General features: G+C 63.9%; 28 protein-coding genes. 11 read left to right on the top strand and 17 right to left on the bottom strand.

Annotated elements, in window-relative coordinates:
• Positions 1-13 precede the first annotated feature (13 nt).
• Both ACK4R0_RS11860 and ACK4R0_RS11855 read left to right on the top strand, forming a co-directional pair.
• Positions 14-562, top strand: coding sequence for a hypothetical protein (locus ACK4R0_RS11860; RefSeq protein ID WP_409674147.1), 549 nt, complete (start codon positions 14-16; stop codon positions 560-562).
• A complete protein-coding gene (locus ACK4R0_RS11855) occupies positions 559-1062 on the top strand; it encodes a CinA family protein (RefSeq protein ID WP_409674146.1) in 504 nt (167 codons plus the stop codon). Before ACK4R0_RS11860 ends, ACK4R0_RS11855 begins: the two co-directional genes overlap by 4 nt.
• On the opposite strand, the gene ACK4R0_RS11850 is transcribed toward ACK4R0_RS11855, so the two are convergent.
• The gene (locus ACK4R0_RS11850) at positions 1020-1484 is read right to left on the bottom strand and encodes a type II toxin-antitoxin system RatA family toxin (RefSeq protein ID WP_409674145.1); all 465 of its coding nucleotides are present in this window, start codon (positions 1482-1484) and stop codon (positions 1020-1022) included. The two genes, ACK4R0_RS11855 and ACK4R0_RS11850, sit on opposite strands and share 43 nt — an antisense overlap.
• A 10-nt stretch (positions 1485-1494) precedes the next feature.
• Positions 1495-2436 carry a lipoyl synthase gene (gene lipA / locus ACK4R0_RS11845; protein WP_409674144.1) on the bottom strand — a complete coding sequence of 314 codons (942 nt, stop codon included), beginning with the start codon at positions 2434-2436 and terminating at the stop codon, positions 1495-1497.
• A gap of 97 nt (positions 2437-2533) precedes the next feature.
• Here lipA and ACK4R0_RS11840 point away from each other — a divergent pair, with 97 nt between their 5' ends.
• On the top strand, positions 2534-3160 hold the full coding sequence (locus ACK4R0_RS11840) for a pyridoxamine 5'-phosphate oxidase family protein (protein ID WP_409674143.1): 627 nt from the start codon (positions 2534-2536) through the stop codon (positions 3158-3160).
• Positions 3161-3198: 38 nt separating this feature from the next.
• Positions 3199-3957, top strand: a complete 759-nt coding sequence (locus tag ACK4R0_RS11835; protein WP_409674142.1) for an NYN domain-containing protein — start codon at positions 3199-3201, stop codon at positions 3955-3957.
• A gap of 26 nt (positions 3958-3983) precedes the next feature.
• Here ACK4R0_RS11835 and ACK4R0_RS11830 read toward each other — a convergent pair whose 3' ends face one another.
• The 5 genes from ACK4R0_RS11830 to ACK4R0_RS11810 all read right to left on the bottom strand — a co-directional run bounded on the left by ACK4R0_RS11830 (position 3984) and on the right by ACK4R0_RS11810 (position 10380).
• Positions 3984-6005: a TonB-dependent receptor domain-containing protein gene (locus ACK4R0_RS11830; RefSeq protein ID WP_409674141.1), complete on the bottom strand. Its 2022-nt coding sequence runs from the start codon at positions 6003-6005 to the stop codon at positions 3984-3986.
• 114 nt (positions 6006-6119) lie between these two features.
• Positions 6120-7685 (bottom strand): glutamine-hydrolyzing GMP synthase, encoded by a 1566-nt coding sequence (guaA, locus tag ACK4R0_RS11825; RefSeq protein WP_409674140.1) that lies wholly within the window; start codon positions 7683-7685, stop codon positions 6120-6122.
• 40 nt (positions 7686-7725) lie between these two features.
• Complete coding sequence (locus ACK4R0_RS11820) at positions 7726-8178, bottom strand: GxxExxY protein (RefSeq protein WP_409674139.1); 453 nt, start codon at positions 8176-8178, stop codon at positions 7726-7728.
• Between the two features lie 47 nt (positions 8179-8225).
• Entirely contained in the window at positions 8226-9782 is a 1557-nt protein-coding gene (locus ACK4R0_RS11815) for a class I adenylate-forming enzyme family protein (protein ID WP_409674138.1), read from the bottom strand.
• 100 nt (positions 9783-9882) lie between these two features.
• Positions 9883-10380 carry a hypothetical protein gene (locus ACK4R0_RS11810; RefSeq protein WP_409674137.1) on the bottom strand — a complete coding sequence of 166 codons (498 nt, stop codon included), beginning with the start codon at positions 10378-10380 and terminating at the stop codon, positions 9883-9885.
• A 182-nt stretch (positions 10381-10562) separates the two neighbouring features.
• On the opposite strand from ACK4R0_RS11810, the gene gyrB reads away from it, so the two are divergent.
• Together gyrB and ACK4R0_RS11800 are read left to right on the top strand one after the other, a co-directional pair.
• The gene (gene gyrB, locus ACK4R0_RS11805) at positions 10563-13085 is read left to right on the top strand and encodes a DNA topoisomerase (ATP-hydrolyzing) subunit B (protein ID WP_409674136.1); all 2523 of its coding nucleotides are present in this window, start codon (positions 10563-10565) and stop codon (positions 13083-13085) included.
• 36 nt (positions 13086-13121) lie between these two features.
• The gene (locus ACK4R0_RS11800; protein WP_409674135.1) at positions 13122-13592 is read left to right on the top strand and encodes an NUDIX domain-containing protein; all 471 of its coding nucleotides are present in this window, start codon (positions 13122-13124) and stop codon (positions 13590-13592) included.
• On the opposite strand, the gene dinB is transcribed toward ACK4R0_RS11800, so the two are convergent.
• Positions 13593-14693, bottom strand: coding sequence for a DNA polymerase IV (gene dinB / locus ACK4R0_RS11795; RefSeq protein ID WP_409674134.1), 1101 nt, complete (start codon positions 14691-14693; stop codon positions 13593-13595).
• A 65-nt stretch (positions 14694-14758) separates the two neighbouring features.
• Here dinB and ACK4R0_RS11790 point away from each other — a divergent pair, with 65 nt between their 5' ends.
• Positions 14759-16036, top strand: a complete 1278-nt coding sequence (locus ACK4R0_RS11790) for a multidrug effflux MFS transporter (RefSeq protein ID WP_409674133.1) — start codon at positions 14759-14761, stop codon at positions 16034-16036.
• A 73-nt stretch (positions 16037-16109) separates the two neighbouring features.
• Here ACK4R0_RS11790 and ACK4R0_RS11785 read toward each other — a convergent pair whose 3' ends face one another.
• From ACK4R0_RS11785 to hisB, 8 genes are all read right to left on the bottom strand, one after another.
• Positions 16110-17657 carry an amino acid permease gene (locus ACK4R0_RS11785; protein WP_409674132.1) on the bottom strand — a complete coding sequence of 516 codons (1548 nt, stop codon included), beginning with the start codon at positions 17655-17657 and terminating at the stop codon, positions 16110-16112.
• Positions 17658-17808: 151 nt separating this feature from the next.
• Positions 17809-18189, bottom strand: coding sequence for a histidine triad nucleotide-binding protein (locus ACK4R0_RS11780; protein WP_409674131.1), 381 nt, complete (start codon positions 18187-18189; stop codon positions 17809-17811).
• Between the two features lie 6 nt (positions 18190-18195).
• Positions 18196-18531: a phosphoribosyl-ATP diphosphatase gene (locus ACK4R0_RS11775; protein ID WP_409674130.1), complete on the bottom strand. Its 336-nt coding sequence runs from the start codon at positions 18529-18531 to the stop codon at positions 18196-18198.
• 57 nt (positions 18532-18588) lie between these two features.
• Positions 18589-18864, bottom strand: a complete 276-nt coding sequence (locus tag ACK4R0_RS11770; RefSeq protein ID WP_409674129.1) for a hypothetical protein — start codon at positions 18862-18864, stop codon at positions 18589-18591.
• A 132-nt stretch (positions 18865-18996) separates the two neighbouring features.
• Positions 18997-19764, bottom strand: a complete 768-nt coding sequence (hisF, locus tag ACK4R0_RS11765; RefSeq protein ID WP_409674128.1) for an imidazole glycerol phosphate synthase subunit HisF — start codon at positions 19762-19764, stop codon at positions 18997-18999.
• Entirely contained in the window at positions 19761-20495 is a 735-nt protein-coding gene (gene hisA, locus ACK4R0_RS11760) for a 1-(5-phosphoribosyl)-5-[(5-phosphoribosylamino)methylideneamino]imidazole-4-carboxamide isomerase (protein WP_409674127.1), read from the bottom strand. The genes hisF and hisA overlap by 4 nt, the downstream gene beginning before the upstream one ends.
• Positions 20492-21112: an imidazole glycerol phosphate synthase subunit HisH gene (hisH, locus tag ACK4R0_RS11755; protein WP_409674126.1), complete on the bottom strand. Its 621-nt coding sequence runs from the start codon at positions 21110-21112 to the stop codon at positions 20492-20494. Before hisH ends, hisA begins: the two co-directional genes overlap by 4 nt.
• Positions 21105-21698 (bottom strand): imidazoleglycerol-phosphate dehydratase HisB, encoded by a 594-nt coding sequence (gene hisB, locus ACK4R0_RS11750; protein ID WP_409674125.1) that lies wholly within the window; start codon positions 21696-21698, stop codon positions 21105-21107. The genes hisH and hisB overlap by 8 nt, the downstream gene beginning before the upstream one ends.
• A gap of 120 nt (positions 21699-21818) precedes the next feature.
• On the opposite strand from hisB, the gene ACK4R0_RS11745 reads away from it, so the two are divergent.
• From ACK4R0_RS11745 to gmk, 4 genes are all read left to right on the top strand, one after another.
• The gene (locus ACK4R0_RS11745; RefSeq protein ID WP_409674124.1) at positions 21819-22292 is read left to right on the top strand and encodes an SspB family protein; all 474 of its coding nucleotides are present in this window, start codon (positions 21819-21821) and stop codon (positions 22290-22292) included.
• Positions 22293-22325: 33 nt separating this feature from the next.
• Complete coding sequence (gene fumC, locus ACK4R0_RS11740; RefSeq protein ID WP_409674123.1) at positions 22326-23723, top strand: class II fumarate hydratase; 1398 nt, start codon at positions 22326-22328, stop codon at positions 23721-23723.
• A 69-nt stretch (positions 23724-23792) separates the two neighbouring features.
• A complete protein-coding gene (locus tag ACK4R0_RS11735; protein ID WP_409674122.1) occupies positions 23793-24161 on the top strand; it encodes a hypothetical protein in 369 nt (122 codons plus the stop codon).
• Between the two features lie 91 nt (positions 24162-24252).
• Positions 24253-24912: a guanylate kinase gene (gene gmk, locus ACK4R0_RS11730; RefSeq protein ID WP_409674121.1), complete on the top strand. Its 660-nt coding sequence runs from the start codon at positions 24253-24255 to the stop codon at positions 24910-24912.
• A gap of 55 nt (positions 24913-24967) precedes the next feature.
• Here the strand turns inward: gmk and ACK4R0_RS11725 are convergent, their stop codons facing one another.
• Complete coding sequence (locus tag ACK4R0_RS11725) at positions 24968-25768, bottom strand: SDR family oxidoreductase (RefSeq protein WP_409674217.1); 801 nt, start codon at positions 25766-25768, stop codon at positions 24968-24970.
• Positions 25769-25771 lie beyond the last annotated feature (3 nt).

The raw sequence follows: 25771 nt of genomic DNA, 5'->3' as shown, positions 1-25771 counted from the left end.
ACAGGACATGATTATGACACGATACACCTTGGCCTCCCGCTCTTCTGCAGCGCTCGCGATGGCCGCAGCGCTCATGGCGAGTTCAGCCCATGCGCAGACTGCGGCCTGCCTTATGCCCGCCGAAGCGCAGTCGGTCGCGGTTGCCGCGTTGCCCGATGCGCTGTCGAGCGCGCGCAGGGCCTGCCTGCCGCACCTGCCGGCATCTTCGGCCCTGACCCGGTCGTCCACACGCATCGCGCAGGTCTATCAGCCCGCCGCCGAGCGCGCCTGGCCGACCGCCGGGCGTGCCTTCATGGCGGCGGTCGAGCTCCCACTGCCGCCGGGCACCGATCCGCAGCTGATCCGCCCCTTGCTGACCGCAGCCATCACCAGCATGATCGAGCAACAGATCAAGCCGACGGACTGCGGCGCCGTCGACGAATTCTATGGTGCGCTCGAACCGCTTCCGCCCGAAAACATGGGCAAGCTGCTGATCGCGATCATGAAGATGGACGACGCCTCGAAGAAGCCGGGTGCGCCCAGGAAGAACCCGTTCACCATCTGCCAGGACGCGCCCAAGTGAAGAACCTGCTGCCGTCGGCGCTGACGGAACTTGCCGAGCGCGTGGTAATGGAAAACGCCGCCAGAGGCCGCCGCATCGTGCTTGCCGAAAGCTGCACGGGGGGCCTGGTGTCAGCGGCGCTCACCGAGATCCCCGGAAGTTCCGACGTGCTCGACCGCGGCTTCGTGACCTATTCCAACGATGCGAAGATCGAATCACTGGGGGTCAGCGCCGAACTGATCGACACGTTCGGCGCTGTCTCCCCTGCGGTCGCATGGGCGATGGCGCGCGGCGCGCTCAAACATTCGGATGCCGATGTGGCGGTTGCGATCACCGGGATTGCAGGTCCCGGTGGCGGCACCGAGAGCAAGCCGGTGGGCACGGTCGTGTTTGCCTGCGCGCTTCGCGGACAGGACGAGAACGACATCAGCGCCGAGCAGAAGAATTTCGACCCCACGCTCAGCCGCGCGGAAATCCGTCAGGAAGCCGCGATGGCCGCGCTCGAGTTGCTGTTGCCGTAAAGCGCCTCGGCGCGCGTCTCGAATGCGCCGACCATCTTGCGGAACGCGCGATCGAAATACTGGCCTGCAAGCGCTTCGAACAACCGGTTCTTGAAGGTGAACGAGACGTAGAAATCGACGGTGCACCCGCCCTCGCCGTCACTCGCGAACTGCCAGATGTTCTCCAGGTTCTTGAGCGGCCCGTCGAGATATTCGACCTCGATCCGCTGTCCTGGAACCTTGCGTACCAGCGAGGTGAACTTCTCGCGCAGTTGCTTGAAACCGACCACCATATCGGCGACCATCTCGACCTCGGTATCCGATTTGACCCGCGTCGCGATGACCCAGGGCAGAAACTCGGCATAACGCGCGACATCGGCCACCAGATTGTACATCTGGTCGGGGGACCATGGCAGGTGCCGCGTTTCACGATGCGAAGGCATAAGCGTTCCCTTACCGGGCGGCCTGCCGCGCCAGCTTGGCCTCGCGCGCCGCGCGCATCTGGGCAAAGTCCTCGCCAGCGTGATAGCTAGACCGGGTCAACGGGCTCGATGCGACCTGCAGGAAGCCCTTCGCGCGCGCGATCGCCGCATAGGCATCGAACGCCTTGGGCGTGACGAAGTCGATGACCTTGGCATGGCGCGGCGTCGGCTGGAGATACTGGCCCATAGTCAGAAAATCGACATCGGCCGAGCGCATGTCATCCATCACCTGGTGCACCTCGAGCCGCTCCTCGCCGAGCCCCATCATGATGCCCGACTTGGTGAAGATCGACGGATCGAGCCTTTTCACCGTCTCGAGCAGCCGCAGCGAGGCGTAATAGCGCGCCCCGGGACGGATCGTCGGGTACAAGCGAGGCACCGTCTCCAGATTGTGGTTGTAGACATCAGGCCGTGCAGTCACGATCGCCTCGACGGCGGCTTCGTGCTTGTTGCGGAAATCTGGGGTCAGGATCTCGATGGTGGTCGCAGGCGTGGTTCGCCGCAAAGCCTCGATCACCTTGACGAACTGGCTAGCGCCGCCATCGGGCAGATCGTCGCGATCGACCGAGGTGATGACGATATGCTGCAGGCCCATCTGCGCTGCGGCATCGGCGACATGCTGCGGTTCCTTCAGATCGACCACGCGCGGCATGCCCGTCTTGACGTTGCAGAACGCACACGCGCGGGTGCAAACATCGCCCAGGATCATCACCGTGGCGTGTTTCTTGGTCCAGCATTCGCCGATGTTGGGGCACGCCGCCTCTTCGCACACCGTGTTGAGGTTGAGGTCGCGCATCAGCTTGCGGGTTTCGTTGAACCCCTTGCTGGTGGGCGCACGGACCCGGATCCAATCGGGCTTGCGAACGCGGGCGGGACGGCCTTCGGGACCATCGATGGGGGTCACTTCATTCATGCCTTGCGCTTTAGCGCAGCCTCTGGCGCAGTTCCACTGGTAAAAGCGTGCCGCCGGTGACACCTAGGCGCAGATGCGGATCAAGCGCGGGGAAACGATGACATCTGACAATCTTGAGCACCTCGATGACGATCTCGATTCGGTGCTGGCCGATGTCTGGCAACGGCTGGGCCGTGCCGTTAGCGACCGGCGCGCTGCGATGCACACCCCTGTCGTGGCCACGATCGGACCAGATGGCGCTCCCAGCCAGCGGGTGATGGTGCTGCGCGCGTTCGATCGCGGCACGGCGACGCTTCGCTTCCACACCGATGCGCGTGCGGCCAAGGTGAATCAGGTGGGGCCAAGCGGTCCCGTCTCGGTGCTGTGCTACGACCCTGGTGCCAAGCGGCAGTTCAGGCTGTCCGGAACGGCGGGAATCGAAACCGATACGTCTGCGGCTGACCAGGCCTGGGCCGAAGCGACGTTGTTCGCCAAGCGCTGCTACCTTGCCGATCCGGCCCCCGGTACCGTTTCGCAGACGCCGGTATCGGGCCTTCCCGCCAATATCGAGGGACGCAAGCCCGACGATGACGACGAGGTCGCCCCGGGCCGCGCCAATTTCGCGCTGCTGATGGCGCAGATCGAAACCGTCGAATTCCTCCACCTCGCCCACACCGGCCACCGCCGCGCGGTGTTCCGCAAATCGCCAGACGGAGACTGGCGCGGGCAGTGGCTGGTGCCCTGAACCGTTGCTTTTCATCCGCTGAGGCGCCACCGTTCGGCATGGCCAAGGAAACACCCCCCAACATCGCGCTGCTGATCGACGCAGACAACGCCAGCCCCTCAGGGATCGATCCGGTACTCACCGTGCTGGCGGAGCTCGGCACCGTCAACATTCGCCGCGCCTACGCCAACTGGCGCAAACCTGCGCTCAAGGGTTGGGCCGATATCGTGCACAAGTTCGGCATTGAGCCGCAGCAGCAGTTCGACCTGACCAAGGGCAAGAACGCCACCGACATGAAGATGACGATCGACGCGATGGACCTGCTGTTTCGCGGCCGCGTCAACGGGTTCGGCATCATGAGCTCGGACAGCGACTTCATGCCGCTCGCCCAGCGCATTCGCCAGGATGGCTTGCCGGTCTATGGCTTTGGTGGCGACAAGACGCCCGAAGCGTTCAAGCAGGCCTGCACCCGGTTCATCGATGTGAACGCGCTGATCAAGGTCCAGGGGGCCGAGAAGAAGGCGGACAATGCCGCTGCGGCAAAGGGCAACGGCAAGCCCGACCCCAAGCCGGCCGCGGGCGGCGCGAGCATCGACGAAGGCGTCATCCAGCTGCTGATCGATGCCTATCAGGCGAGCAAGCGCGACGAGCGCGGCTTCGCCTCGTTGAGCGAGGTCGGCAAGATCGCGGGCAACCGGTCGAGCTTCGACGTCCGCAACCACGGTTTCCCGCGCCTGCTCGACATGTTCGAAGCCTCGCCGCAATTCACCACTGAACGCCGCGAGAATGGCGGGCTGTTCGTCAAGCGGTTGCGATAAGAGGACGCTGTCGGCGAAGACGACCGTTAAAAGTCGAACGTGATATAGGCCTGCAGCAATCGCGGCTCGATGAGCCGATAGGCGCCTGCGTCTTCAAGCTCGAACCCTTGCACGTCGAACACATTGCTGAGTTGCACCCGCAAGACCGCAGGCGCGCGACCGACATTGAATCCATATCGACCGCCGAGCGTGACCAGGGTCCGAGCGGGAATGGTGACCGCATTGCTGACCGTTGCGGTCTCGGGCGATCGATGGGACACAGCAAGATCGAATGACACCCCAGCGAGCATCGATGGCCGCCAATCCGCATTGGCCTCGATGCGCCGCGCGATCCCGCCGACCGCACGCGGGCCCGACACGCCGAGCTCCACAGCCTCGCCACTGACCGATGGATCGAGCAGCACCGTGCCGATGTTGACCGCAAGTTCCGGGGTCAAGGCACCCGCCAGCGACGCTTCGATACCGCGATTGCGCACGGTGCCCAGTTCGCCGAAACGGTTGGAGGCATCAAGATTGAAATAGGGTTTCGACACTTCGAACACACCGGTTACCAGCCGCAGCTCTTCGGTCAGCTTGTAACGGAAGCCGAAGTCGAACTGGCGCGTCCGGATCGCCGGAAGCGCCTCGTTGCGGTTGGCGGCGTTGCCAGGCGCGATGCCGCTTTCCTCCAGACCGGTGACGAACCCGCCATAAGCGGCAAGCCGCGAGGTGAGATCGACCGCTGCTCCGATATTGAACAGAAACAGCCGCGCATCCGTGGCGACCGGATCCTGGTCGGGCAGACCGATGCGCTTGCGATAGTCGGTGCGCTGGATGCCTATGCTGAGCTCGCCCCGATTGTCCCAGCGGCCTTCATAAGCCAGTCCGCCGGTCCACTGGCGGACGCGGTCCCGCTGTTGCTCGCCGAAGTCGAATGCTGGCTCCGGCAGGAAATTGCGGCGGCCGATGACGGTCTCGCCAAGGTCGATCTCGTCCGCGCCGTCAAAGCGGCGAAAGGCATCGCGGCCACGCAAGGCTGCGTGGATCTGGTGGGTTCGCGGGCCGTCGTCGATTGTCCGGGTCAGCCGGACCTCGCCGCTGGTCGATCCGAAGAAGAGCGGGGGATCGACGATGATCTCCTGCCGCGCCCGTCCATCGGGCTGGACATCGAAGATCAGGTTGGTTGCATCCCTGGGGAAATCGGCCTGCGAACGAAACAGACCCGCCTTGATGGCCCAGCCATCGGCGATCCGCCAATCGGCGACAACGCCGGCGTTGATTTCGGTATCGACCGTCTTTGCCCAGTCAGGCCCGATCCGGACGCGGCGCGGCAGACGCGGCGGCAGATATTCGCCTGCAGGCAGATAGACGGGGGTCGCGTCGTCAAGCGGAGTATAGGCGACGCTGACGAAGGGAACGAATGTCAGATCGGCACTGGGTCGCCAGTTGGCGATGAATGCCCCTTCGAACTTGTCATCGCGCTGCCCGTCGCCAAAACGCAGCCACTCGAGCGTCGTGCCGAACCCCAGGCTGAGCCGTTCGTTGATTGGCACGGCAAGGTCGATCTCGCCGCGGACTTCGCCAAAGCTTGTCGCGCCCGCCTGGGCGCTGGCGGCGAGTTCGTCGCCGGGAATGCGAAGCCCCAGATCGACAATGCCGGTGGGCGCCGGAAACGGGCTGCCGATCGCCGTGGGGCCGACCCGCACCAGCGTCGTCCCGCTGATCCGGTCGGTGGGAAGGATGACGGGATCGAAATACAGCCCTGCGATGCGGACATTGCCGGCCACCACGGGAGAAAATCCGCGCACCTGATCGGTATCGTACAGGCCAACGCCTTCGCGGCCGACCACCGTGCCAAAGGCATCGCCGGCTTGCCGCACCGCATTTTCACTCGCGCGCGAACCCGCCGCCGTCAGCTGCGGATCGGACTGGCGCAATCGGCTAGGTTGCGGCAGGTTTTCGGATGGCGGGGCTTCGCGGTCGGTTGCTTCGGGGGGTTCCGGGGGGGATGGCTGAGCAACGGATGGGTTACTCGCAAGCGCCAGCCAGATCGCAACATCGATGGCCATCGGGCATCTCCGTTCTCCATTTCATTGTGCGCTGATGAAGCGAAAACAGGCACGCCCCTTGCTCGCCAAAGGGACCGATGGCCTAACGCATAAAGCCGGCGAGGCGATCCAGGATTATTCCCACTCGATCGTGCCCGGCGGCTTCGAGGTATAATCATAGACCACGCGGTTGATGCCCTTGACCTCGTTGATGATCCGCGTCGCAGTGCGCTGCAGGAAGCTGGAATCGAACGGATAAATGTCTGCAGTCATGCCGTCGGTGCTGGTCACCGCGCGCAACGCGCAGACGTTGTCATAGGTGCGCCCATCGCCCATCACGCCCACGGTCTTGACCGGGAGCAGCACCGCGAAGGCCTGCCAGATAGCGTCGTAGAGCCCGGCATTGCGGATTTCGTCGAGATAGACCGCGTCTGCCTTGCGCAGGACATCGCAGCGCTCGCGCGTGACCTCGCCGGGGATGCGGATCGCAAGGCCGGGTCCCGGGAACGGATGCCTGCCAACAAAGATGTCGGGCAGACCAAGCTCGCGGCCCAGCGCGCGGACCTCGTCCTTGAACAGCTCGCGCAACGGCTCGACCAGCTTCATGTTCATCCGCTCGGGCAGGCCGCCGACATTGTGATGGCTCTTGATCGTCACCGAAGGCCCGCCGGTGAACGAGACGCTCTCGATGACATCGGGATAGAGCGTGCCCTGCGCCAGGAAATCCGCGCCGCCGATCTTGCGGGCTTCGGACTCGAACACGTCAATGAAGGTCTTGCCGATGAACTTGCGCTTGAGCTCGGGATCGGTAACCCCGGCGAGCCCGCCCATGAACAGAGCTTCGGCCTGAACATGCACCAGCGGGATGTTGTAATGGCCCTTGAACAGGCTGACGACCTGGTCCGCCTCGCCCAGCCGCATCAGGCCGTGATCGACGAAGACGCAGGTCAGCTGGTCGCCGATCGCCTCGTGGATCAGCACAGCAGCGACTGCGCTGTCGACTCCGCCGGAAAGCCCACAGATCACGCGCGAACTGCCGACCTGCTGGCGGATCTCCGCGATCTTGGCGGCCTTGAATTCGGCCATCGACCAGTCACCGCGACAGCCGCAGACATGGCGGACGAAATTGGCGATCAGCTTGCCGCCATCGGGCGTGTGCACGACCTCGGGGTGGAACTGCATCGCGTAAAAGCTGCGCTCGTCATCGGCGATCACGGCAAAAGGCGCGCCGGGCGAGGATGCTACCGAGCGGAAGCCGGGTGCCAGCGCGGTGACCTTGTCGCCATGGCTCATCCACACCTGATGCGACTCGCCTTCCTTCCACAGCCCGTCGAACAATCGGCAGCGGTCGGTGATCTGGATGAACGCACGGCCAAACTCGCCGCCTTTGTCACCGCCGCCCTCGACCGTGCCCCCCAGCTGCTGCGTCATCGTCTGCTGGCCATAGCAGATGCCCAGGATCGGCAGGCCGGAATTGAGGATGGCATCGGAGACGCGTGGATTCGCCTCGTCGAGAACCGATGCCGGGCTGCCCGAGAGGATGATCCCCTTGGGCTTGAGCCGCTCGAACGCCGCCTGGGCGGTGGTGAACGGGGCGATCTCGCTGTACACCCCGGCCTCGCGCACCCGCCGTGCGATAAGCTGCGTCACCTGGCTGCCGAAATCGACAATCAGAACGGATTCGTCATGGGCTATGGTCATGCCTCAGCCGATAGTTTGAGCGGCGCGGCAAGTCCAGAGTTCAACGTCGCGGCTGATCATCGGTTGCTACAGGAATATGGTTCACGCGAAGACGCGAAGACGCGAAGTGGCGGTGATCGTTTACGATCCGCCTGATGCCCTCCTTGAAGGTCGCAGCACCGAAATTCATGAGCAGTCCGACTGGCTGGCGCGCCAATCGTAAATACGTGAGCAGCTGTTTGCTATGAACAGGCGCGAGCTTCTCAATCGATTTTATCTCGATGATCAAGGTGTCTTCGACAATGATATCAGCTCTGAAACCCTCTCGCAGGTCAAGACCCCGGTAACTGATACTGATCGGCTGTTGCCGATCAACCTTCAGTCCAGCCTGGTGAAGGCAATGCGCCAGAACGGCCTCGTAAACCGACTCGAGCAGACCCGGACCCAATTCGCGATGAACCTGCAGGCCGCAATCGACTGCTATACGAGCGATGCTCTCGACATCGACCTTCATCGCCCTTTCCCCTTCTTCGCGGCTTCGCGGCTTCGCGTGAAACCCTCTTACACCCCTTCCGCCAGCATCGCCCGCAGATCGGTCTTCAACACCTTGCCGATGTGGCTGCGCGGCAGTTCGTCGATCGGGTGGAGCGCGGCAAGGCGCTGGGTCTTGCCGAGTTCGGCGTTGACGGTGGCGAGCACCTCGTCGGCATCGAAGGGAGCGCCAGGCGCCGGGACAATGAAGCCGACCGGGGTTTCGCCCCAGCGCTCGGACGGCATGCCGACCACGGCTGCATCGGCCACCGAGTGATGCTGCATCAGCGCTTCCTCAAGATCCTTGGGATAGATGTTGAACCCGCCCGAGATGATCATGTCTTTGGCGCGGCCGACGATTTGGACGAAGCCGTCTTCGTCGACGATGCCGATATCGCCCATCTTGAACCACAGGTTGCCTTGCGCATCGCGCCATTCCATGTCGCGAGTCTTGTCGGGCTGGTTCTTGTAGCCGCTCATCATCGTCGGCGAGCGGCCGACCATCTCGCCCTTCGAGCCCGGGGGCAGCTCGTTGCCCTCTTCGTCGATGACCTTGAGCTCGTGCCCCTTCACCGGCTGGCCAACGGTGTGCAATTTGTCGGGGAAATTGTGCGCCTGGAGCATGCACACCACCCCGCCCTCGGTCATGCCGTAAATCTCGACCAACCCGCCGGGGAAGCGGCGCAGCGCCTCTGCCTTGAGCTCGGCGCTGAACGGGGCGCTGGTGCAGAACTTGAGCTGCATCGAAGACAGATCATGCGAATCGAACGCCGGATCGGACATCAGCCGCTGATACTGGACCGGGACCAGCATAGTATGGGTGGCGCGCATCGACTCTGCCGCCTTGAGCCACGCTGCCGCATCGAACTTGCCCATCAGTCGCGCCATGCCGCCATGGACGATTGTCGGCAGGAACACCGCCAGCGTGGTGTTGGAGTAGAGCGGGGTCGACAGGATCGAGCGTGCCTGTTCGCTGTAGATCGCCTGGAAACCGGCCACGGATTGGCGCCAGCGCATGGCGTGCGAATGAACGATGCCCTTGGGCGTGCCGGTCGTGCCGCTGGAATAGATGATGTTGAACGCATCGCCAGGCAGCGGTGGTTCGACATCGGGAACGGCGCCTTCGCCTGCCATCCAGTCGCCGATTACCGGCGTGCCATCATCGCCTGCATCGAGCATGATGTGCCGAACGTCGGGCAGCGCGACCCCGCTTGCCAGCAATTCTGCACGCTTGTCGCGGTCGATGAAGAGGTGGATCGCCCCGGAGTCCGCCAGCATGTTGGCGAGCTGTCGTGGGGTCGCACTGGTGGTCAGCGGCGCGGCACATCCCCCTGCCCGAATCGCAGCAAGATACGCAAGGGCATAGGGAATGCCGGTGGTCCCGAGGATCGCAACCGCCTGCCCGCGCTGCAGGCCATCGGCAAGCAGTTGCACCGCCATCCGGTCGACCTGCGCCGAAAGCTCGCTCCAGCTGATCTGGTTTGCGCCATCATCGAGCGCGAGCGCATCGGGCTGTTGCCTGCCCCATTCCGCGACGATCCCCGGCCAGTTGCCGAATTCCTGCTCGAGCGCTGCGCTGATATCCATTCCGATCCTCTCCCTGCGGCTTGGTTGCCGCTTGTATGGAAAGGTTATGCCCAGCGCAGCAGCGCGTGAAAAGCGACAATCGCGCTACATCGACGGACGATCAGTTCGCGACCGATGCCACGAAGGTGTTCTCGACCCAACCGCTGAGGCATGGGCCAGAATAGGGCTGCTTGGTGCGGACAGGCCGCGTGACGCCGCAATCGACTGCGGGTGTTGCCGATGGTGCCGGCTCATCCGTGGGGGGTGCGGCAGCCCCCTGGGCAGCGGTGGTGGTCGCGGGAAATTGTCCAACCACGACGCCAAGCCATTGCTGGTCGAGGCTGCGGGTGCAGACGAACACCTGGGTGTCGTCGGTCAGCGCGCCGACCTGTCTGGCGCCATCGAACGGTGCATCGCGCACCGGCAATTCAGCCCCGCGCAATCCTCCGACGCGGCCACGCCCCTGGCATGCGGCGAACCGCGCGCCGCCTTCGCCAATGGTCACCGGACGTGCGGTCGGGCTCGATTCTTCGGCGCCGAGGCGCTCTCCGGCAGCCTGACCGCCCGGCGCACGCCGTTCGGTCGGCTCGGGATCGGCGCAACCGGCGACGATGAGCATGGCAAGTACGGGTATCGAAATGGCTTTCATGCTCTGGTTATAGGTGATCGAGGCCATCATTCAAGCAAGCTGCGCCCGATGCCCGGCAACCGGGTTTCAGCACAGCGGCGCACGCGCGAAAATATGTGCAAAACCGGCCAGTTCCGCTTGGGTTTCTGGACCTTCACGGCTATGACGAAACGATGACAGACACTCCCAGCACTTCCACCGAAAACAACCAGAACCCGGCCAACACCAACAGCTATGGCGCAGATTCGATCAAGGTCCTCAAGGGCCTCGATGCGGTGCGCAAGCGGCCTGGGATGTACATTGGCGATACCGATGACGGATCGGGCCTCCACCACATGGTGTTCGAGGTCTCCGACAACGCGATCGACGAGGCGCTGGCCGGGCATTGCGACCGCGTGCTGATCACGCTCAACCCCGACAATTCGGTGACGGTCGAGGACAACGGCCGCGGCATCCCCACCGGCATCCACACCGAAGAGGGCATTTCGGCCGCCGAGGTCATCATGACCCAGTTGCACGCAGGCGGAAAGTTCGAGAACACCAGCGACGACAACGCCTACAAGGTTTCGGGCGGTCTGCACGGCGTGGGCGTCAGCGTCGTCAACGCGCTGTCCGAATGGCTCGAGCTGCGCATCTGGCGCGACGGCCAGGAACACTGGATGCGGTTTCGCCATGGCGATTCCGAAGCGCCCCTGAAGGTGCTCGGCCCCGCCCCCGATGGCAAGAAGGGCACGCAGGTGCGTTTCCTGTTCTCGCAGGACACCTTCAAGAACGTCACCGAATATGACTTCGAGAAGCTCGAGCACCGCTATCGCGAGCTCGCCTTCCTCAACTCGGGCGTGCGCGTGATTCTGCGCGACGAACGCCATGCCGAGGCCAAGGAGCACGATCTGTATTACGAGGGCGGCATCGCCGCGTTCGTCAAGTTCCTCGACCGCAACAAGCAGTCTCTGATGCCCGAACCGATCTCGATTTCGGGATCACGCGACGAGGTCACCATCGACGTGTCGCTCGAGTGGAACGACAGCTATTACGAAAATGTCCTCTGCTTCACCAACAACATCCCCCAGCGCGACGGCGGCACGCACCTCGCCGCCTTCCGCGCCGCGCTGACCCGCACGCTCAATAATTATGCCGAGAAGTCGGGGCTGCTGAAAAAGGAAAAGGTCTCCCTCACCGGCGATGACATGCGCGAAGGGCTGACCGCGATCGTCTCGGTCAAGCTTCCCGATCCCAAGTTCAGCTCGCAGACCAAGGACAAGCTCGTCAGCTCCGAAGTCCGTCAGCCGCTCGAAAGCCTGATGGCCGACAAGATGGCCGAATGGCTCGAGGAAAACCCCGCGCACGCCAAGTCGATCGTCGCCAAGATCATCGATGCTGCAGCGGCGCGCGAGGCTGCCAAGAAGGCGCGCGAGCTCACCCGGCGCAAGGGTGCGATGGACATCGCCTCGCTGCCCGGCAAGCTTGCCGACTGCCAGGAGCGCGACCCCGCCAAGTCCGAACTGTTCCTGGTCGAGGGTGACTCGGCAGGCGGATCGGCCAAGCAGGGCCGTGACCGCCACTATCAGGCGATCCTGCCCTTGAAGGGCAAAATCCTCAACGTCGAGCGCGCGCGCTTCGATCGGATCATCTCGTCGAAGGAGGTCGGCACGCTGATCCAAGCGATGGGCACCGGCATCCGCGATGATTTCAACATCGAGAAGCTGCGCTATCACAAGATCGTGATCATGACCGACGCTGACGTCGATGGCGCGCATATCCGCACGCTGCTGCTGACGTTCTTCCACCGCCAGATGCCCGAGATCATTCGCGGCGGCTATCTCTACATCGCCCAGCCGCCGCTGTACAAGGTCGCCAAGGGCAAGAGCGAGGTCTACCTCAAGGACAACGACGCGCTTGACCAGTATCTGGTCGATGCGGGGCTGCAGGGCCGGATCCTCGAGACGATCGAGGGTGCGCGCGGTGGCGATGATCTGCGCGAGCTGGTCGAACACGCCCGGCGTATGAAAAGCCTGATGACGTATATTCCGCGTCGCTACGATCCGCTGATCATCGAGGGGCTGGCGCTTGCAGGCGCTCTCTCGCCCGATATGCCCGACAGCGACCGGCTGGCCGCGGTCAACACCGCGACCGCCTGGATGGGCGGCGCCGATCCCGAAGCGCGCTGGAGCGGCGCGCTCTCGGTCGAGGGCGGCTATCATCTCGAACGTTGGTGGCGCGGGGTGACCGACCATCACGTCGTCGACCTGCCGTTCCTCAATAGCGCGGAAGCGCGCAAGCTGCACCGGGTGGCAGGCGAATTTGCCGCAATGTATCTGAACCCCAGCAGGCTGGTCAAAGCCGGAGCCTCCACGCCGACGGAAAACGACTCCGACAACGAAAATGACGAGCTGGACGAGCCGGTCGCATCGGCAACCGGCGTGACGATCAACCGACCCTCGGTTCTGCTCGAGACGATCCTCGCCGCCGGGCGCAAGGGTCTGGCGATCGCCCGCTACAAGGGTCTGGGCGAGATGAACGCCGAGCAGCTCTGGGAAACCACGCTCGACCCCAACCACCGCTCGCTGCTGCAGGTGAAAGTCGACGATGCGGACATCACCGATGAGGTGTTCACCCAGCTGATGGGCGACATCGTCGAACCGCGCCGCGAGTTCATCCAGGAGAACGCGCTCAACGTCGCCAATCTGGATGTCTGATCGCTTCGGGCGATACGGCAGGGACACGCGGCGGGCATGAGCGCGCTGCACCTGGCCTACCGGATCGCCCAGAAGGTCAGGCTGGTCTACTGGCGGGTCGTCAAGCCACGCACCTATGGCGTGAAGGTCGTTGCCCTGCGCGGCGGCACGCATGTCGTGCTGGTGCGGCACAGCTATCAGTCGCGCGACGTGTTCATGCTGCCCGGCGGCGGTATCCATCGTGGCGAGAGCGTGCTGGCGGCGGCCGAGCGCGAACTGCGCGAGGAAACCGGCTGCAAGCTGAGCGAGGCGCGCATCCATGCCGAGTTCTTCTCATCAGCCGAAGGTGCACGCAATCATATCACCGTCGTGACCGGAACGGCTTCGGGCGAACCGCGCGTCGACGGGCGGGAGATTATCGAGGCCGCGTACATCCCGCTGGACCCCCTGCCCGCCAATATTGCCCCGGCCACGCAGCGCAGGCTGATCGAGATCCGCGACGGTCTGCCGCCGGCAGATGCCTGGTGATCAGCCGAACGGTAGTTCCGGTTGTCGTTCGTCGGATTGCTCGTCGTCCTCGGCATGTGACAGGCCCGACAGCGTCAGCCCCAGCAGCCTGATGCCGTTCTGCAACGGCAGGATCTGGTCGATCAGAGCGTGCCCGATCTGCCCGAATGTCGTGCGGTCAGCCACCGGTGCCCCAAGCGACCTGGCGCGGGTGATCGTCTGGAAATCGGCATAGCGTGCCTTGAGCGTCACCGTGCGCCCCTGGGCTTCGCTGCGTTCGACTCGCTCCCAGACGATATCGGCGATGCTCTCGAGCGCATCGCGCAAGGCAGACTCGGCCCATATGTCGTCATGATAGGTCCGCTCGCCACCGATCGACTTGCGGATCCGGTCGGGCCGGACGGGACGATGATCGATACCGCGCGCGGCGCCGTGCAGATAGCTGCCCCAGCTGCCGAAATGGGTGAGCAGCCATTGCTCGGACTTCGCCGCAAGGTCTGCCCCCGTGACAATCCCCAACGCCGCCATCTTTTCTGCGGTACGCGGGCCGACGCCGTGGAACCGCTTGACCGGCAAGGCGGCGACGAAGGCGGGCCCCTGCTCCGGGCGGATCACGCACAGCCCATCGGGCTTGTTCTGGTCGCTCGCGAGCTTGGCGATGAACTTGTTGTACGACACCCCGGCGCTGGCGGTCAGCCCGGTTTCGCGCGCGATATCGGCGCGGATCATCTGCGCGACATGGGTTGCCGATGCGATGTTCTGGTGATTGCTGGTGACATCGAGATAGGCCTCGTCGAGTGAGAGGGGTTCGATCAGGTCGGTGTGCTGCGCAAAGATCGCGCGGATCTGGCGCGAGACCTGCTGATAGACATCGAAGCGTGGCTTGACGAACACCAGGTCGGGGCAACGGCGCTGCGCCGTGACCGAAGGCATCGCCGAGCGCACGCCAAAGGTGCGTGCCTCATAGCTGGCCGCTGCGACCACACCGCGCCGCGACGATCCACCGACTGCCACCGGCAGCCCGCGCAGCGCCGGATTGTCGCGCTGTTCCACGCTGGCGAAGAACGCATCCATGTCGATATGGATGATCTTGCGTTGCGCAGGCTCTGCCGGATTGGTCATCTTGGGCTGAAATAGATGCGGCGATGGCGGTTGGCAATCGGCTTGCCAAGCGCCATTGAAGAGCGATGCACAAACCGAAAACTCAAGAAACAGCGCGCGGCGCGGCGAGCACGCCGACTGGAGAATTTCCATTGGGGACGCGCGAACTCGTCGCGATGATGGCGGCGTTGATGGCGCTGAACGCGCTGGCGATCGACGCGATCCTGCCGGCGTTCCCGGCGCTGGGCGAGGCGTTTGGCATCCTCGAACCCAACCGCCGGCAATATGTGATCAGCAGCTATCTGCTCGGCATGGGGATCGGATCGCTGTTTTATGGCCCGATCGGCGACCGGGTCGGGCGCAAACCGGTGCTGCTGCTGTCGACCGTGTTTTATGTCATACTCGCGCTGGCCTGCGCCTTCGCACCCGACTTCGAGATATTCCTTGCGCTGCGTTTTGCGCAAGGGTTTGCAGCAGCGGCGATGGGCGTCCTGGTGGTCTCGGTGATCCGCGACATCTTTTCGGGTGATCGCATGGCCAGCTTCATGTCGATCATCTTCATCGTCTTCATGGCGGTTCCGGTGATTGCGCCGACACTTGGCCAGCTCATCCTGTATTTTGCCGAATGGCGCTTCATCTTCGTGCTGCTGGCGGTGATGGGAACGGCGGTGGGTGCCTGGGTATGGCTCCGGCTGCCCGAAACGCTGCGCCCCGAGCATGTCATCCCGATCCGTCTCGATGTCATCGTCAGCACCTGGTCCAAGGTGATCTTCAACCGCACCGGTTTTGGCCATGTTACCGCCAGCGGGCTGGTGATGGGGGCGATGTTCGGCTTCCTCAACAGCTCGCAGCAGATCTTCTCCGACGTGTTCGATGCGCAGGACATCTTCCCTTACGCGTTCGCAGCGGTTGCAGGATCGATGGCGGTTTCGAACTGGTTCAACAGTCGCATCGTCGAGCGCTTCGGCGCGCGCCGGGTGTCGCAATGGGCCTTGCTCGCCTTTCTCGCGCTGTCTTTGCTGCAGATCGGCGCGGCGCTGCTGCCGCACGAGCCGATGTCGGTGTTCCTGGTGCTGGTGGCGCTCAACATGGCGATGGTCGGGTTCATCGGCGCCAATTTCGGATCGATCGCGATGGAGCCGTTCGGCGCGATGGCCGGTGCGGCCTCGTCGTTCCAGATGGCCTTGCGGACCGTTCTAGGTGCCGGGATCGGTGCCCTGATCGGCCAGGCTTTCGATGGCTCGACACTGCCGATGGCAATGGGCTTCCTGCTGTGCGGGCTGGCGTCGCTGGCCTTCATCGTCTGGGCCGAAAACGGCAAGCTGTTCCGCCGCCCCGGCACCTGCCCAAGGTCGCCGATGTAGCCGCTATCGGCGGTAGCGGTATCGATGGGCAATAAAAAACCCCGGCTGGTGAGGCCGGGGTTTTTCTTTTGGGTCAACCGTGCGGGTTGAGGATGTCGTCATCGGGCACTTCGATGATGCCCTTGCCCAGATGGCTCGATTTGTAGCCATACAGGAAGTAGATCACCAGGCCGATGGCGGCCCAGGCGGGCAGCACGATCATCGCTTCGAACGGCAGGTTGAGGAACAGGAAGATACAGCCCGCGATCGTTGCAGGTCCGACCAGCCACAAGGCCGGGGTACGGAACACGCGTTTGCGGTCCGGATCGGTCTTGCGCAGCATCATCACCGCAATCGCCACCATCATGAACGCATAGAGCGTTCCGGCGTTGGCGATATCGGCCAGCTGCCCCACGGGCAGGAACGCGGCAGCAAACGCCACGATCGCTCCCGTGATGGCGGTCACCACATAAGGCGTCTTCCACTTTGGGTGGATCTTCGACAGGCCCTCAGGCAGCAGGCCATCGCGCGCCATCACGAAGAAGATGCGGGTCTGGCCGAACAGCAGGATGAGGATCACCGAAGGCAGCGCGATAAACGCTGCGATGCCCAGCATGTTGCCGACGCCGCTGAAGCCGATCATGCGCAGAACGTGCGCCAGCGCCTCGTTCGAGCAGACCAGCATGTCCGCATATTCGGGCATCGCGCACTGGCGGGCGAGCATTTCCGATCCCGCAGGGAAAGGTACGCCATTGGGTCCCATGATCGGCTGGCCGCCGATCGATCCGACCGCGCCTGCAGCCACGAGGATGTAGAACACGGTGCAGATGCCAAGGCTTCCGATCAAGCCGATCGGCACGTTGCGTTGGGGGTTCTTGGTTTCTTCGGCCGCAGTCGAGACCGCATCGAAGCCGACATAGGCAAAGAAGATCGTCGCTGCTGCGCCCACCGCGCCAACACCCGATCCAAAGCCGCCGAACACGCCGGCCGGCAGGAACGGGTTGAAGTTCTCCATTTCGGTCGCGGGTAAGGTCAGCACGATGAACGCCGTCAGCGCGGTGACCTTGATCAGTACGAGAACCGCATTGACCTTGGCCGACTCGTTGGTGCCGATCATCAGCAGCCAGGTGACCAGCAACGCGATGACAACGGCAGGCAGGTTGATCAGGCCTCCCGGTGCACCGCCCAGAGCCACAGGCCCCGCAGTCAGATATGGTGGCAGCACGATCCCGAAGAACTCGTTCAATATCGTGCCGGTGAAATAGCCGGACCACCCGACCGACACCGCGCTTGCCGCCACGGCATATTCGAGCACCAGTGCCCAGCCCACGGTCCAGGCGAGCATCTCGCCCATGACCGAATAGGTGTAGGTGTAGGCAGAGCCTGCAACCGGGATCATCGCGGCGATTTCAGCATAGCACAAGGCCGCCACGATGCAGATCAGGCCGGCAATGGCGAACGCCAGCATCAGGCCCGGACCGGCTTTTTGCGCGCCGGCAGAGGTCAGCACGAAGATGCCGGTGCCGATGACACAGCCGATCCCGAACAAGGTCAGCTGAAAGGCCCCGAGCGTCGGGTGCAATGATTTTTTCTTCGCGGTCGCCAGAATGGCGTCCAGCGGTTTGACACGGGCAAATTTCATGATGTTGTCGATTTCCCACCCTTGGCAGGTTCGGACCTGCCGGTTGCGTCCCAGGGTTATACCCCTATGCCGCAAGGATTAGCGGCTTTTCACGCGGTGGCAACCGGCTTGTCATAAAGTTGCGCCGGGAGGATTGGCCTTGCAGGCCTTATCAGCCGGTCATCAGCATCGGACCCAGCTTGCGCCCGGCGAACAGGTGGACATGCAGGTGCGGCACTTCCTGGTGCGCATCGATCCCGATATTGGCGAGCAACCGATAGCCGGGCTCGACCAGACCCAGCATGCGCGCGACCTCGCCCACCCCGCGCACGAACGCAGCGATCTGCTCGTCGGTGCCGCGTGCGGAAAAATCGTCCCAGCTCACGAACGGTGCCTTGGGGATCACCAGCACATGCGTCGGCGTTTGCGGATTGATGTCATGGAACGCCAGCACGTGATCGTCCTCGTGCACCTTCTGGCAGGGGATTTCGCCACGCAGGATCTTGGCGAAGATGTTCTGGTCGTCATACGGAAGCGTGGGGTCAATCGGCATGATCGGCTATTCCTTTGGGCTGGCCTTGGGGCGAGACGCCTTTTCGGCAATTCCGGAGGTGCCTTCGCGGGCGTCGAGCTCGGCGGTGAGCTGATCCCATGTCAGGCCCATATCGGCGAACAGCACCAGCAGGTGGAACACCAGGTCGGCACTTTCGCTGATGACGCCGGGGCCATCGCCCTGCATCGCGGCGATGACGGTTTCGACACCCTCTTCGCCGATCTTCTGGGCGATGCGGGCGCGGCCTCTGGCGCTCAGCTTTGCGACATAGCTGCTGTCGGGAGAGGCGCTGCGCCGCTCGGCGATGATGGCCTCAAGCCGCTCGATGATGGGGTCTGCCATAGTCCTGCGCTCTGCGCGCAGCCTTGCGCGAGGTCAAGAGGGCGAAGCATCGATCGCTCAGGGTTTGGGCGGACCTTTGCGCTTGCCGCCTGCGGCCCAGCGACCGATCAGCAGCCCGGCAATGCCCATGAACAGCAGGCCCAGGTTGCCGGGTTCTGCGATCTCGATCCAGCTGCGGATGCCGTCAGCTCGGGTCAGCCCGTCCAGCGTCACGACCGGCAGCGGACTGGCGAGCGCCTGCTGCCCAGAAAGCAGAGCGCCTCCCAATGCGCCCGCAATGCCGCGCGCGGTAAAGCCGTTGATCCTGCCGGGTATCATTCCGAGACACTTCATGATGAAAGGTTAAGCAAGCTGCTGGCCAAAACGGCCAAAGCGGCGGAATTGCTTGCACATAATGGTTAAAGCCGGAGGCGCATTATGGCGTCTTGTCAAGCGAACCGACGCTTGGTCCCGATTGAACGCCGTTCAGAGCGCTCTGGCTGCAAGCCCTGCGGCGCGCAACGCAGCGTGCGCATCGGCGATGCTTGCCTCGCCAAAGTGGAAGATCGACGCGGCCAGTACCGCGCTGGCATGGCCCTGCGTCACACCATCGACCAGATGGCCGATATGCCCGACACCGCCGCTGGCCACCACCGGGATATCGACCTGGTCGGCGATCGTGCGGATCAGCTCCAGGTCATAGCCGTCGCGGGTGCCGTCGCGGTCCATCGAGGTGACCAGCAGCTCCCCTGCCCCAAGCCGGGTAAGGTTCAGCGCGTGTTCGATGGCGTCGATGCCGGTCGCCTTGCGTCCGCCATGGGTGAAGATTTCCCAGCCCTCGCCGTCCGTGCGGCGCCGCGCATCGATCGAGGCGATAACGCACTGGCTGCCGAAGCGCTCGGCGATATCGCCGACCAGTTCGGGCCGCGCCACAGCAGCGCTGTTGATCGCGACCTTGTCTGCGCCTGCCAGCAGTAGCGCGCGCGCATCCTCGGGACTGCGCACGCCGCCACCGACGGTCACCGGCATGAAGCAGACCTCTGCCGTGCGTCGGACGACATCGATGATCGTGCCGCGCGCCTCATGGCTGGCCGAGATATCGAGAAAGCACAGCTCGTCGGCCCCGGCGGCATCATAAGCGCGCGCCTGCTCGACCGGATCGCCCGCATCCTTGAGATCGACGAAGTTCACGCCCTTGACCACCCGGCCATTGGCGACGTCGAGACAGGGGATGACGCGGATGCGAACGCTCATCCGCGCGCGGCCATCGCGATCGCAGTGGCAAGGTCGAGCCGCCCGTCATACAGCGCGCGGCCCGTGATCACGCCCTCGATACCATCCTCGGCATGCAGGCTGAGCAGGTGGATATCGTCGATGCCCTTGACCCCGCCGCTGGCGATCACCGGAATGTCGGTGGTACGCGCGAGTGCCACGGTCGCCTCGATGTTGCAGCCCTTGAGCATGCCGTCGCGGCCGACATCGGTGAAGAGGAGGCTGGCAACACCGGCGTCCTCGAACCGGCGCGCCATGTCGGCCACGGGTACATCGGAGACATCGGCCCAGCCATGCGTCGCGACCATGCCGTCGCGGGCATCGACCGCAACGACGATGCCGCCTTCATAGGCTTTCGCCATGTCGCGGACGAATTCGGGATCGGTCAGCGCTGCGGTGCCGATGACGACGCGCGCGACGCCTAGACCGAACCAGCCCTCGACCGCTTCGCGGGTGCGGATGCCGCCGCCGAGTTGCAGATAGCCGGGGAAGCTTTCGATGATCGATTCGACCGCGCTGCGGTTGACCGCCTCGCCCGCAAACGCCCCGTCGAGATCGACGACGTGCAGATGCTGCGCGCCGGCTTCAGCAAACAGCATCGCCTGGGCAGCGGGGTCATCGCCATAAACGGTGGCGCGGTCCATATCGCCCTCGGCGAGCCGGACGACCTGTCCGCCCTTGAGGTCGATGGCCGGAAATACGATGATGCTCATGGCCAGTTCCAGTCGAGAAAGCGCCGGAGCAGGCCAAGACCATAGGCCTGGCTCTTTTCCGGGTGAAATTGCACGCCGATGATGTTGTCGCGCGCGATTGCCGCGGTGACGCAGCCGCCGTGATCGGTCCGCGCGGCGACATCCGCAGCTTCGGCGGCAGCGAAATGATAGCTGTGCAGGAAATACGCCTCGCCATGCTCGATCAGCGGCGCACCCGCCGACGGCACGACGTCGTTCCAGCCCATATGCGGCACCTTGACCGACGGCGCAGCCTCGATCAGCCGCACCTCGCCGGGGATCCAGCCCAAACCCGCGTGCACGCCATGCTCGACCCCGCGCGTCGCAAGCAACTGCATGCCGACGCAGATGCCAAGGAACGGCACCTTGTCTCCGAGCACCCGTGCTTCCAGCGCTTCGATCATTCCGGGGATCGCCGACAGCCCGCCCATGCAGGCAGCGAAGGCACCCACGCCGGGCAGGATGATGCGGTCGGCATTGCGGACGGCATCGGGATCGGCGGTCACAGCGATATCGGGCGCGCCTGCGGCCTTCAGGGCATTGTGGACGCTGTGAAGATTGCCTGCGCCATAATCGATCAGCGCGACACGCTCAGCCACCCAGCACACCCTTGGTCGAGGGAATGGCCCCCTGCTTGCGCGGATCGATCTCGACCGCCGAGCGCATTGCGCGGGCAAAGCCCTTGTAGATGCTCTCGCAGATATGGTGGTTGTTGGCGCCGTACAGCAGTTCGATATGCAGCGTCAGGCCGGCGGTCTGCGCGATCGAATGGAACCAGTGCTCGAACAGTTCGGTGTCCATCTCGCCCAGACGCGGCTGAGTGAAGCCCGCCTTCCAGACAAAGAAAGGCCGCCCCGAGATATCGACCGCAACGCGGCTCAAGGTCTCGTCCATCGGCGAATAGGCATGGCCATAGCGGACGATGCCGCCCTTGTCGCCCAGCGCCTGGACGATCGCCTGGCCTATCGCGAGCGCGCAATCCTCGGTGGTGTGGTGCTGGTCGACATGCAGGTCGCCGTTGATCCGGCAGGTCAGGTCGATCAGCGAGTGACGCGAGAATTGCTCGACCATGTGATCGAGAAAGCCAATTCCCGTCGACACGTCGAACTGGCCGGTCCCGTCGAGGTTCACCTCGACCAGAATATCGGTTTCATGGGTCTTGCGTTCTATCCGGGCGGTGCGCATGCTGCGCCCTATAATCACCTTGCCCGCACGCGCAACATCTTTGCCGTCTGACGCGGCTGTTTGCCCCGTGATGCCAATAGCGCCTTGACCCTGCGCGGCAGTCAGTCCAACAAAAAGGCTATGAGCGACGATGCAGCCGACAGCCTGATTCCCTACGACGAGATCGTGCAGGAGGCCCTGCGCGCTGTCGTGGGTCGGGTGCTGGGCGAGGTCGAGACCAACGGCCTGCCCGGCAATCACCATTTTTACATCACCTTCAAGACCGGGTCACCCGGCGTCGATATCCCTCGGCATCTGGTCGAGCGGTTCCCCGACGAGATGACGATCGTGCTCCAGCAGAAATTCTGGGACCTCAAGGTCGAGAAGACCGGCTTTGCGGTGGGGCTGAGCTTCAACCGCGTGCCTGCGCACCTGTTCATTCCGTTCAGCGCGATTACCGCGTTCGTCGATCCGGCGGTCGATTTCGGGCTGCAGTTCCAGGTGACCGGCGATACACCGCCGCCGGAGCCGCACGAGGCTGCCGAAAACGACCATCCCGGCGGCGATGGCGATGGCTCCAACGTCGTCAGCGTGGATTTCGGCAAACGCAAATAGCGGCGCGATCGCCGCGCCAGACGGACAAGCACCATGATCAGCCAGAACAGCCGCATGGAAAGCGATTCGCTGGGATCGATCGCGGTGCCTGCGGATTGCTATTGGGGTGCGCAAACCCAGCGCAGCATCGAGAATTTCCCGTTTGCGCCGCACGAGCGGATGCCGATCGCCATCGTGCACGGCCTTGCGATCGTCAAGCAGGCGGCCGCCCGGGTCAACCGTCGCCATGGCTTGCCCGCAGACGTCGCCGACGCCATCGACGCCGCAGCGCAGGAGGTGATCTCGGGCGCGCATGACGACCAGTTTCCGCTGACGATATGGCAGACCGGCAGCGGCACGCAGACCAACATGAACGTCAACGAGGTGATCGCGGGCCGCGCCAACGAATTGCTGACTGGAACCCGCGGCGGCAAGTCGCCGGTGCATCCCAACGACCATGTCAACATGGGCCAGTCGTCCAACGACAGCTTCCCCACCGCCCTGCACATCGCTGCCAGCCTCGAAGCCAAGAACCGGTTGCTGCCCGCGCTCGAGCGGCTGACCGGCGCGCTGGAGGCCAAATCGGCGCAGTGGGAAGAGATCGTCAAGATCGGCCGCACCCATTTGCAGGACGCAACGCCGCTGACCCTGGGCCAGGAATTTTCCGGCTACGCCAACCAGCTTTACCGCTGCGGGCGGAGGATCGAACCCGGCATTGCGGCGGGCACGTATCGGCTGGCGATCGGCGGGACCGCGGTCGGCACCGGGCTCAACGCGCCCAAAGGCTTTGCAGCCGACATGTGCGATGCAATTGCCGGGATTACCGGGCATCCGTTCCACCCGGCGGAAAACGCGTTTGAAGCGCTCGCCTCCAATGATCCGTTGGTGCACCTTTCGGGCACGCTCAACACCCTGGCGGTGGCGCTGACCAAGATCGCCAACGACATCCGGCTGCTCGGGTCGGGTCCGCGATCGGGGCTTGGCGAACTCGATCTTCCCGCCAATGAACCGGGCAGCTCGATCATGCCTGGCAAGGTCAACCCGACGCAATGCGAGATGCTCACCATGGTTGCGGCGCAGGTGATCGGCAACCATCAGGCGGTGACGGTCGGGGGCATGCAGGGGCACCTTGAGCTCAACGTCTTCAAACCGCTGATCGGCGCCAATGTGCTGCGCTCGATCGATCTGCTCGCCACCGGGATGGAAGGCTTCGCCGAACGGTGCGTCGAGGGGTTGCGCGCCAACACCGGGCGCATCGCCGATCTGGTCGAGCGGTCCTTGATGCTGGTGACCGCGCTTGCCCCGGTGATTGGCTATGACAACGCTGCGAAGATCGCCAAGCACGCGCATGAGCATGATCTGACACTCAAGCAAGCGGGGCTTGCGCTTGGGCTTGTCGATGAAGCGACATTCGATGCGCACGTCCGCGCCGAGGACATGACGGGCCGCTAGATAGTTGCGGAACGCTTGCGACCGATGGGACGTTTGAGGTCCGAAGCCAATTGCGCTAAGGATAATCACATGACCAGCCCCACCACGACTCCGACGACGCCCGCCCCCACCGCCCCAGCAGCGGCGCCCGCACCTGCGGCCAACGGTGCGGCGCCTGCGCCGAACGCGACCCCGGCGCACTGGTCGCGCGGTGCGATCAGCGGCGCTGGCCGGTTGATCTCGACCGCGGCCAATGACGAAATGGTGCGCGGCCTGATCAGTTCACGCGCCAGGAACAACCTCGCAGCCGGGCTGTTCGGCGGCACGTTGGTGGGTGCCATCGCAGCACGGATCGCGACCCGCTCGGTTCCCGGCGCGCTGCTGGTCGGCGGTGCGCTGCTCGCCAAGGCGCTTTACGATCAGCGCAAGGCAAAAGAGACCGCGCCGCCCAAGCCGTGACCGAAGGGGCCGATGGACTGGCGGGGCCGGTTGACGGTCTGGTTTGAACAAACCGGTTGACGCCCAGCCCGTGGTTTGGCCATGAGCCGCCATGGTCATTTCCGCATCCAAAAATGCTCTAGCCCGGCGCGGGCTTCTGTTCATCCTGTCATCACCCTCAGGTGCGGGCAAATCCACCATCGCGCGGATGATGCTGGAGGCAGACAACCAATTGTGCATGTCGGTCTCTGTCACGACGAGGCCGCCGCGTCCCGGCGAAATCGACGGCACCCATTATCATTTCATCGACGAGGCCACCTTCCATCAGCTGGTGGAGGATCACGCACTGCTCGAATGGGCCAAGGTCTTCGGCCATTATTACGGTACACCCAAGGCTGCGGTGAAGCAGGGGCTGCGCGAGGGCCAGGACTTCCTGTTCGACATCGACTGGCAGGGCACCCAGCAGTTGTACCAGCGCGCAGAGGGCGATGTCGTGCGCGTGTTCATCCTGCCGCCGTCGCTCGAGGAACTGCACCGCCGCCTGCGCGGACGCAACACCGACAGCGAAGAGGTGATCGCCAGCCGCATGGCGCGCGCGCAGGATGAGATCAGCCATTGGGACGGCTATGATTTTGTGGTGATCAACGACGACGTGGACAGCTGTTTCACCAAGGTCTGCCAGATCCTGCAGTCCGAACGGATGCGGCGTGCGCGGCAGACCGGGCTGATCGATTATGTCCGCGACCTGATGAACCCGCCACCGCTCGGCTGAGCGGCTGCGGGCCCCGCGCCGTCATGCAGGGCCCGGCAGCGATATCATAGCGCGGTCAATTGCCTTCGGGATCGTATCCGCCCATCGGCACCTGTGCGTTGACGATGCCGCCATCGACCGGGATCGTCGTACCGATGACATAGTCCCCTGCCCGGCTGGCGAGAAAGATCACCGCGCCGGAAATATCCATCCAGTCGCCGACGCGCTTGTTGGGCACGCTTTTTGACACCATGTCGCCATGATCGCGTGCGGCCTTGTTCATGTCCGAGGGAAATGCGCCCGGGCCGATGCCCGTCACATAGATATGATCGCGCAGCAGCCGCACCGCCATCCGCTTGGTCAGCTGGATCAGCGCGGCCTTGCTGGCCTGATAGCTGTAGGTTTCCCACGGGTTGATCCGCATGCCATCGACCGACGAGATGTTGATGACCTTTGCTGGGGTTTCCGCTGTCGCCCCTGCCTTGAGCAGGCCATGGAGCGCCTGGGTCAGGAAGAACGGCGACTTGACGTTGAGGTCCATCACCTTGTCCCAGCCGATTTCCGGGAAATCCTCGAACTCCGCGCCCCAGGCAGCGCCGGCGTTGTTGACCAGGATGTCGAGGCGGCTTTCATGCTCGGCGAGCTGCGCGGCCAGCTGGCGGGCGCCTGCGACATTGGAGATATCGGCGGGGAGCGAAATGCAGTTGGGGCCGAGTTCCTCGGCGGTGGCATTGCAGACATCCGCCTTGCGCGCCGAGATATAGACCTTTGCGCCGCCCGCAATCAGGCCCTGCGCGATCATCTTGCCGATGCCGCGCGAACCACCGGTGACGAGGGCAACCTTGCCCTTGACCGAAAACAGCTGTTCGAAATTCATCAT

The organism is Blastomonas sp., assembly GCF_046294995.1.
In the GTDB taxonomy this organism is placed as follows: Bacteria; Pseudomonadota; Alphaproteobacteria; order Sphingomonadales; family Sphingomonadaceae; genus Blastomonas.
The sequence above is the reverse complement of the archived record's forward strand: the minus strand, read 5'-3'. Positions and strand labels throughout refer to the sequence as shown.

Excerpts from the sequence above, each read along its gene's own strand:
- ACK4R0_RS11820 (WP_409674139.1), bottom strand. The coding sequence starts at position 8,178 with ATGAAGGTCGATGTCGAGAGCATCGCTCGTATAGCAGTCGATTGCGGC.
- ACK4R0_RS11830 (WP_409674141.1), bottom strand. The coding sequence starts at position 6,005 with ATGGCCATCGATGTTGCGATCTGGCTGGCGCTTGCGAGTAACCCATCC.
- fumC (WP_409674123.1), top strand. The coding sequence starts at position 22,326 with ATGATCAGCCAGAACAGCCGCATGGAAAGCGATTCGCTGGGATCGATC.
- gmk (WP_409674121.1), top strand. The coding sequence starts at position 24,253 with ATGGTCATTTCCGCATCCAAAAATGCTCTAGCCCGGCGCGGGCTTCTG.
- ACK4R0_RS11790 (WP_409674133.1), top strand. The coding sequence starts at position 14,759 with ATGCACAAACCGAAAACTCAAGAAACAGCGCGCGGCGCGGCGAGCACG.
- dinB (WP_409674134.1), bottom strand. The coding sequence starts at position 14,693 with ATGACCAATCCGGCAGAGCCTGCGCAACGCAAGATCATCCATATCGAC.
- ACK4R0_RS11860 (WP_409674147.1), top strand. The coding sequence starts at position 14 with ATGACACGATACACCTTGGCCTCCCGCTCTTCTGCAGCGCTCGCGATG.
- lipA (WP_409674144.1), bottom strand. The coding sequence starts at position 2,436 with ATGAATGAAGTGACCCCCATCGATGGTCCCGAAGGCCGTCCCGCCCGC.
- ACK4R0_RS11780 (WP_409674131.1), bottom strand. The coding sequence starts at position 18,189 with ATGCCGATTGACCCCACGCTTCCGTATGACGACCAGAACATCTTCGCC.
- ACK4R0_RS11835 (WP_409674142.1), top strand. The coding sequence starts at position 3,199 with ATGGCCAAGGAAACACCCCCCAACATCGCGCTGCTGATCGACGCAGAC.
- ACK4R0_RS11785 (WP_409674132.1), bottom strand. The coding sequence starts at position 17,657 with ATGAAATTTGCCCGTGTCAAACCGCTGGACGCCATTCTGGCGACCGCG.
- gyrB (WP_409674136.1), top strand. The coding sequence starts at position 10,563 with ATGACAGACACTCCCAGCACTTCCACCGAAAACAACCAGAACCCGGCC.
- ACK4R0_RS11810 (WP_409674137.1), bottom strand. The coding sequence starts at position 10,380 with ATGCTCATCGTCGCCGGTTGCGCCGATCCCGAGCCGACCGAACGGCGT.
- hisF (WP_409674128.1), bottom strand. The coding sequence starts at position 19,764 with ATGAGCGTTCGCATCCGCGTCATCCCCTGTCTCGACGTCGCCAATGGC.
- hisA (WP_409674127.1), bottom strand. The coding sequence starts at position 20,495 with ATGAGCATCATCGTATTTCCGGCCATCGACCTCAAGGGCGGACAGGTC.
- ACK4R0_RS11800 (WP_409674135.1), top strand. The coding sequence starts at position 13,122 with ATGAGCGCGCTGCACCTGGCCTACCGGATCGCCCAGAAGGTCAGGCTG.
- hisB (WP_409674125.1), bottom strand. The coding sequence starts at position 21,698 with ATGCGCACCGCCCGGATAGAACGCAAGACCCATGAAACCGATATTCTG.
- ACK4R0_RS11735 (WP_409674122.1), top strand. The coding sequence starts at position 23,793 with ATGACCAGCCCCACCACGACTCCGACGACGCCCGCCCCCACCGCCCCA.
- ACK4R0_RS11840 (WP_409674143.1), top strand. The coding sequence starts at position 2,534 with ATGACATCTGACAATCTTGAGCACCTCGATGACGATCTCGATTCGGTG.
- ACK4R0_RS11775 (WP_409674130.1), bottom strand. The coding sequence starts at position 18,531 with ATGGCAGACCCCATCATCGAGCGGCTTGAGGCCATCATCGCCGAGCGG.
- ACK4R0_RS11770 (WP_409674129.1), bottom strand. The coding sequence starts at position 18,864 with ATGAAGTGTCTCGGAATGATACCCGGCAGGATCAACGGCTTTACCGCG.
- guaA (WP_409674140.1), bottom strand. The coding sequence starts at position 7,685 with ATGACCATAGCCCATGACGAATCCGTTCTGATTGTCGATTTCGGCAGC.
- ACK4R0_RS11815 (WP_409674138.1), bottom strand. The coding sequence starts at position 9,782 with ATGGATATCAGCGCAGCGCTCGAGCAGGAATTCGGCAACTGGCCGGGG.
- ACK4R0_RS11850 (WP_409674145.1), bottom strand. The coding sequence starts at position 1,484 with ATGCCTTCGCATCGTGAAACGCGGCACCTGCCATGGTCCCCCGACCAG.
- ACK4R0_RS11745 (WP_409674124.1), top strand. The coding sequence starts at position 21,819 with ATGAGCGACGATGCAGCCGACAGCCTGATTCCCTACGACGAGATCGTG.
- ACK4R0_RS11725 (WP_409674217.1), bottom strand. The coding sequence starts at position 25,768 with ATGAATTTCGAACAGCTGTTTTCGGTCAAGGGCAAGGTTGCCCTCGTC.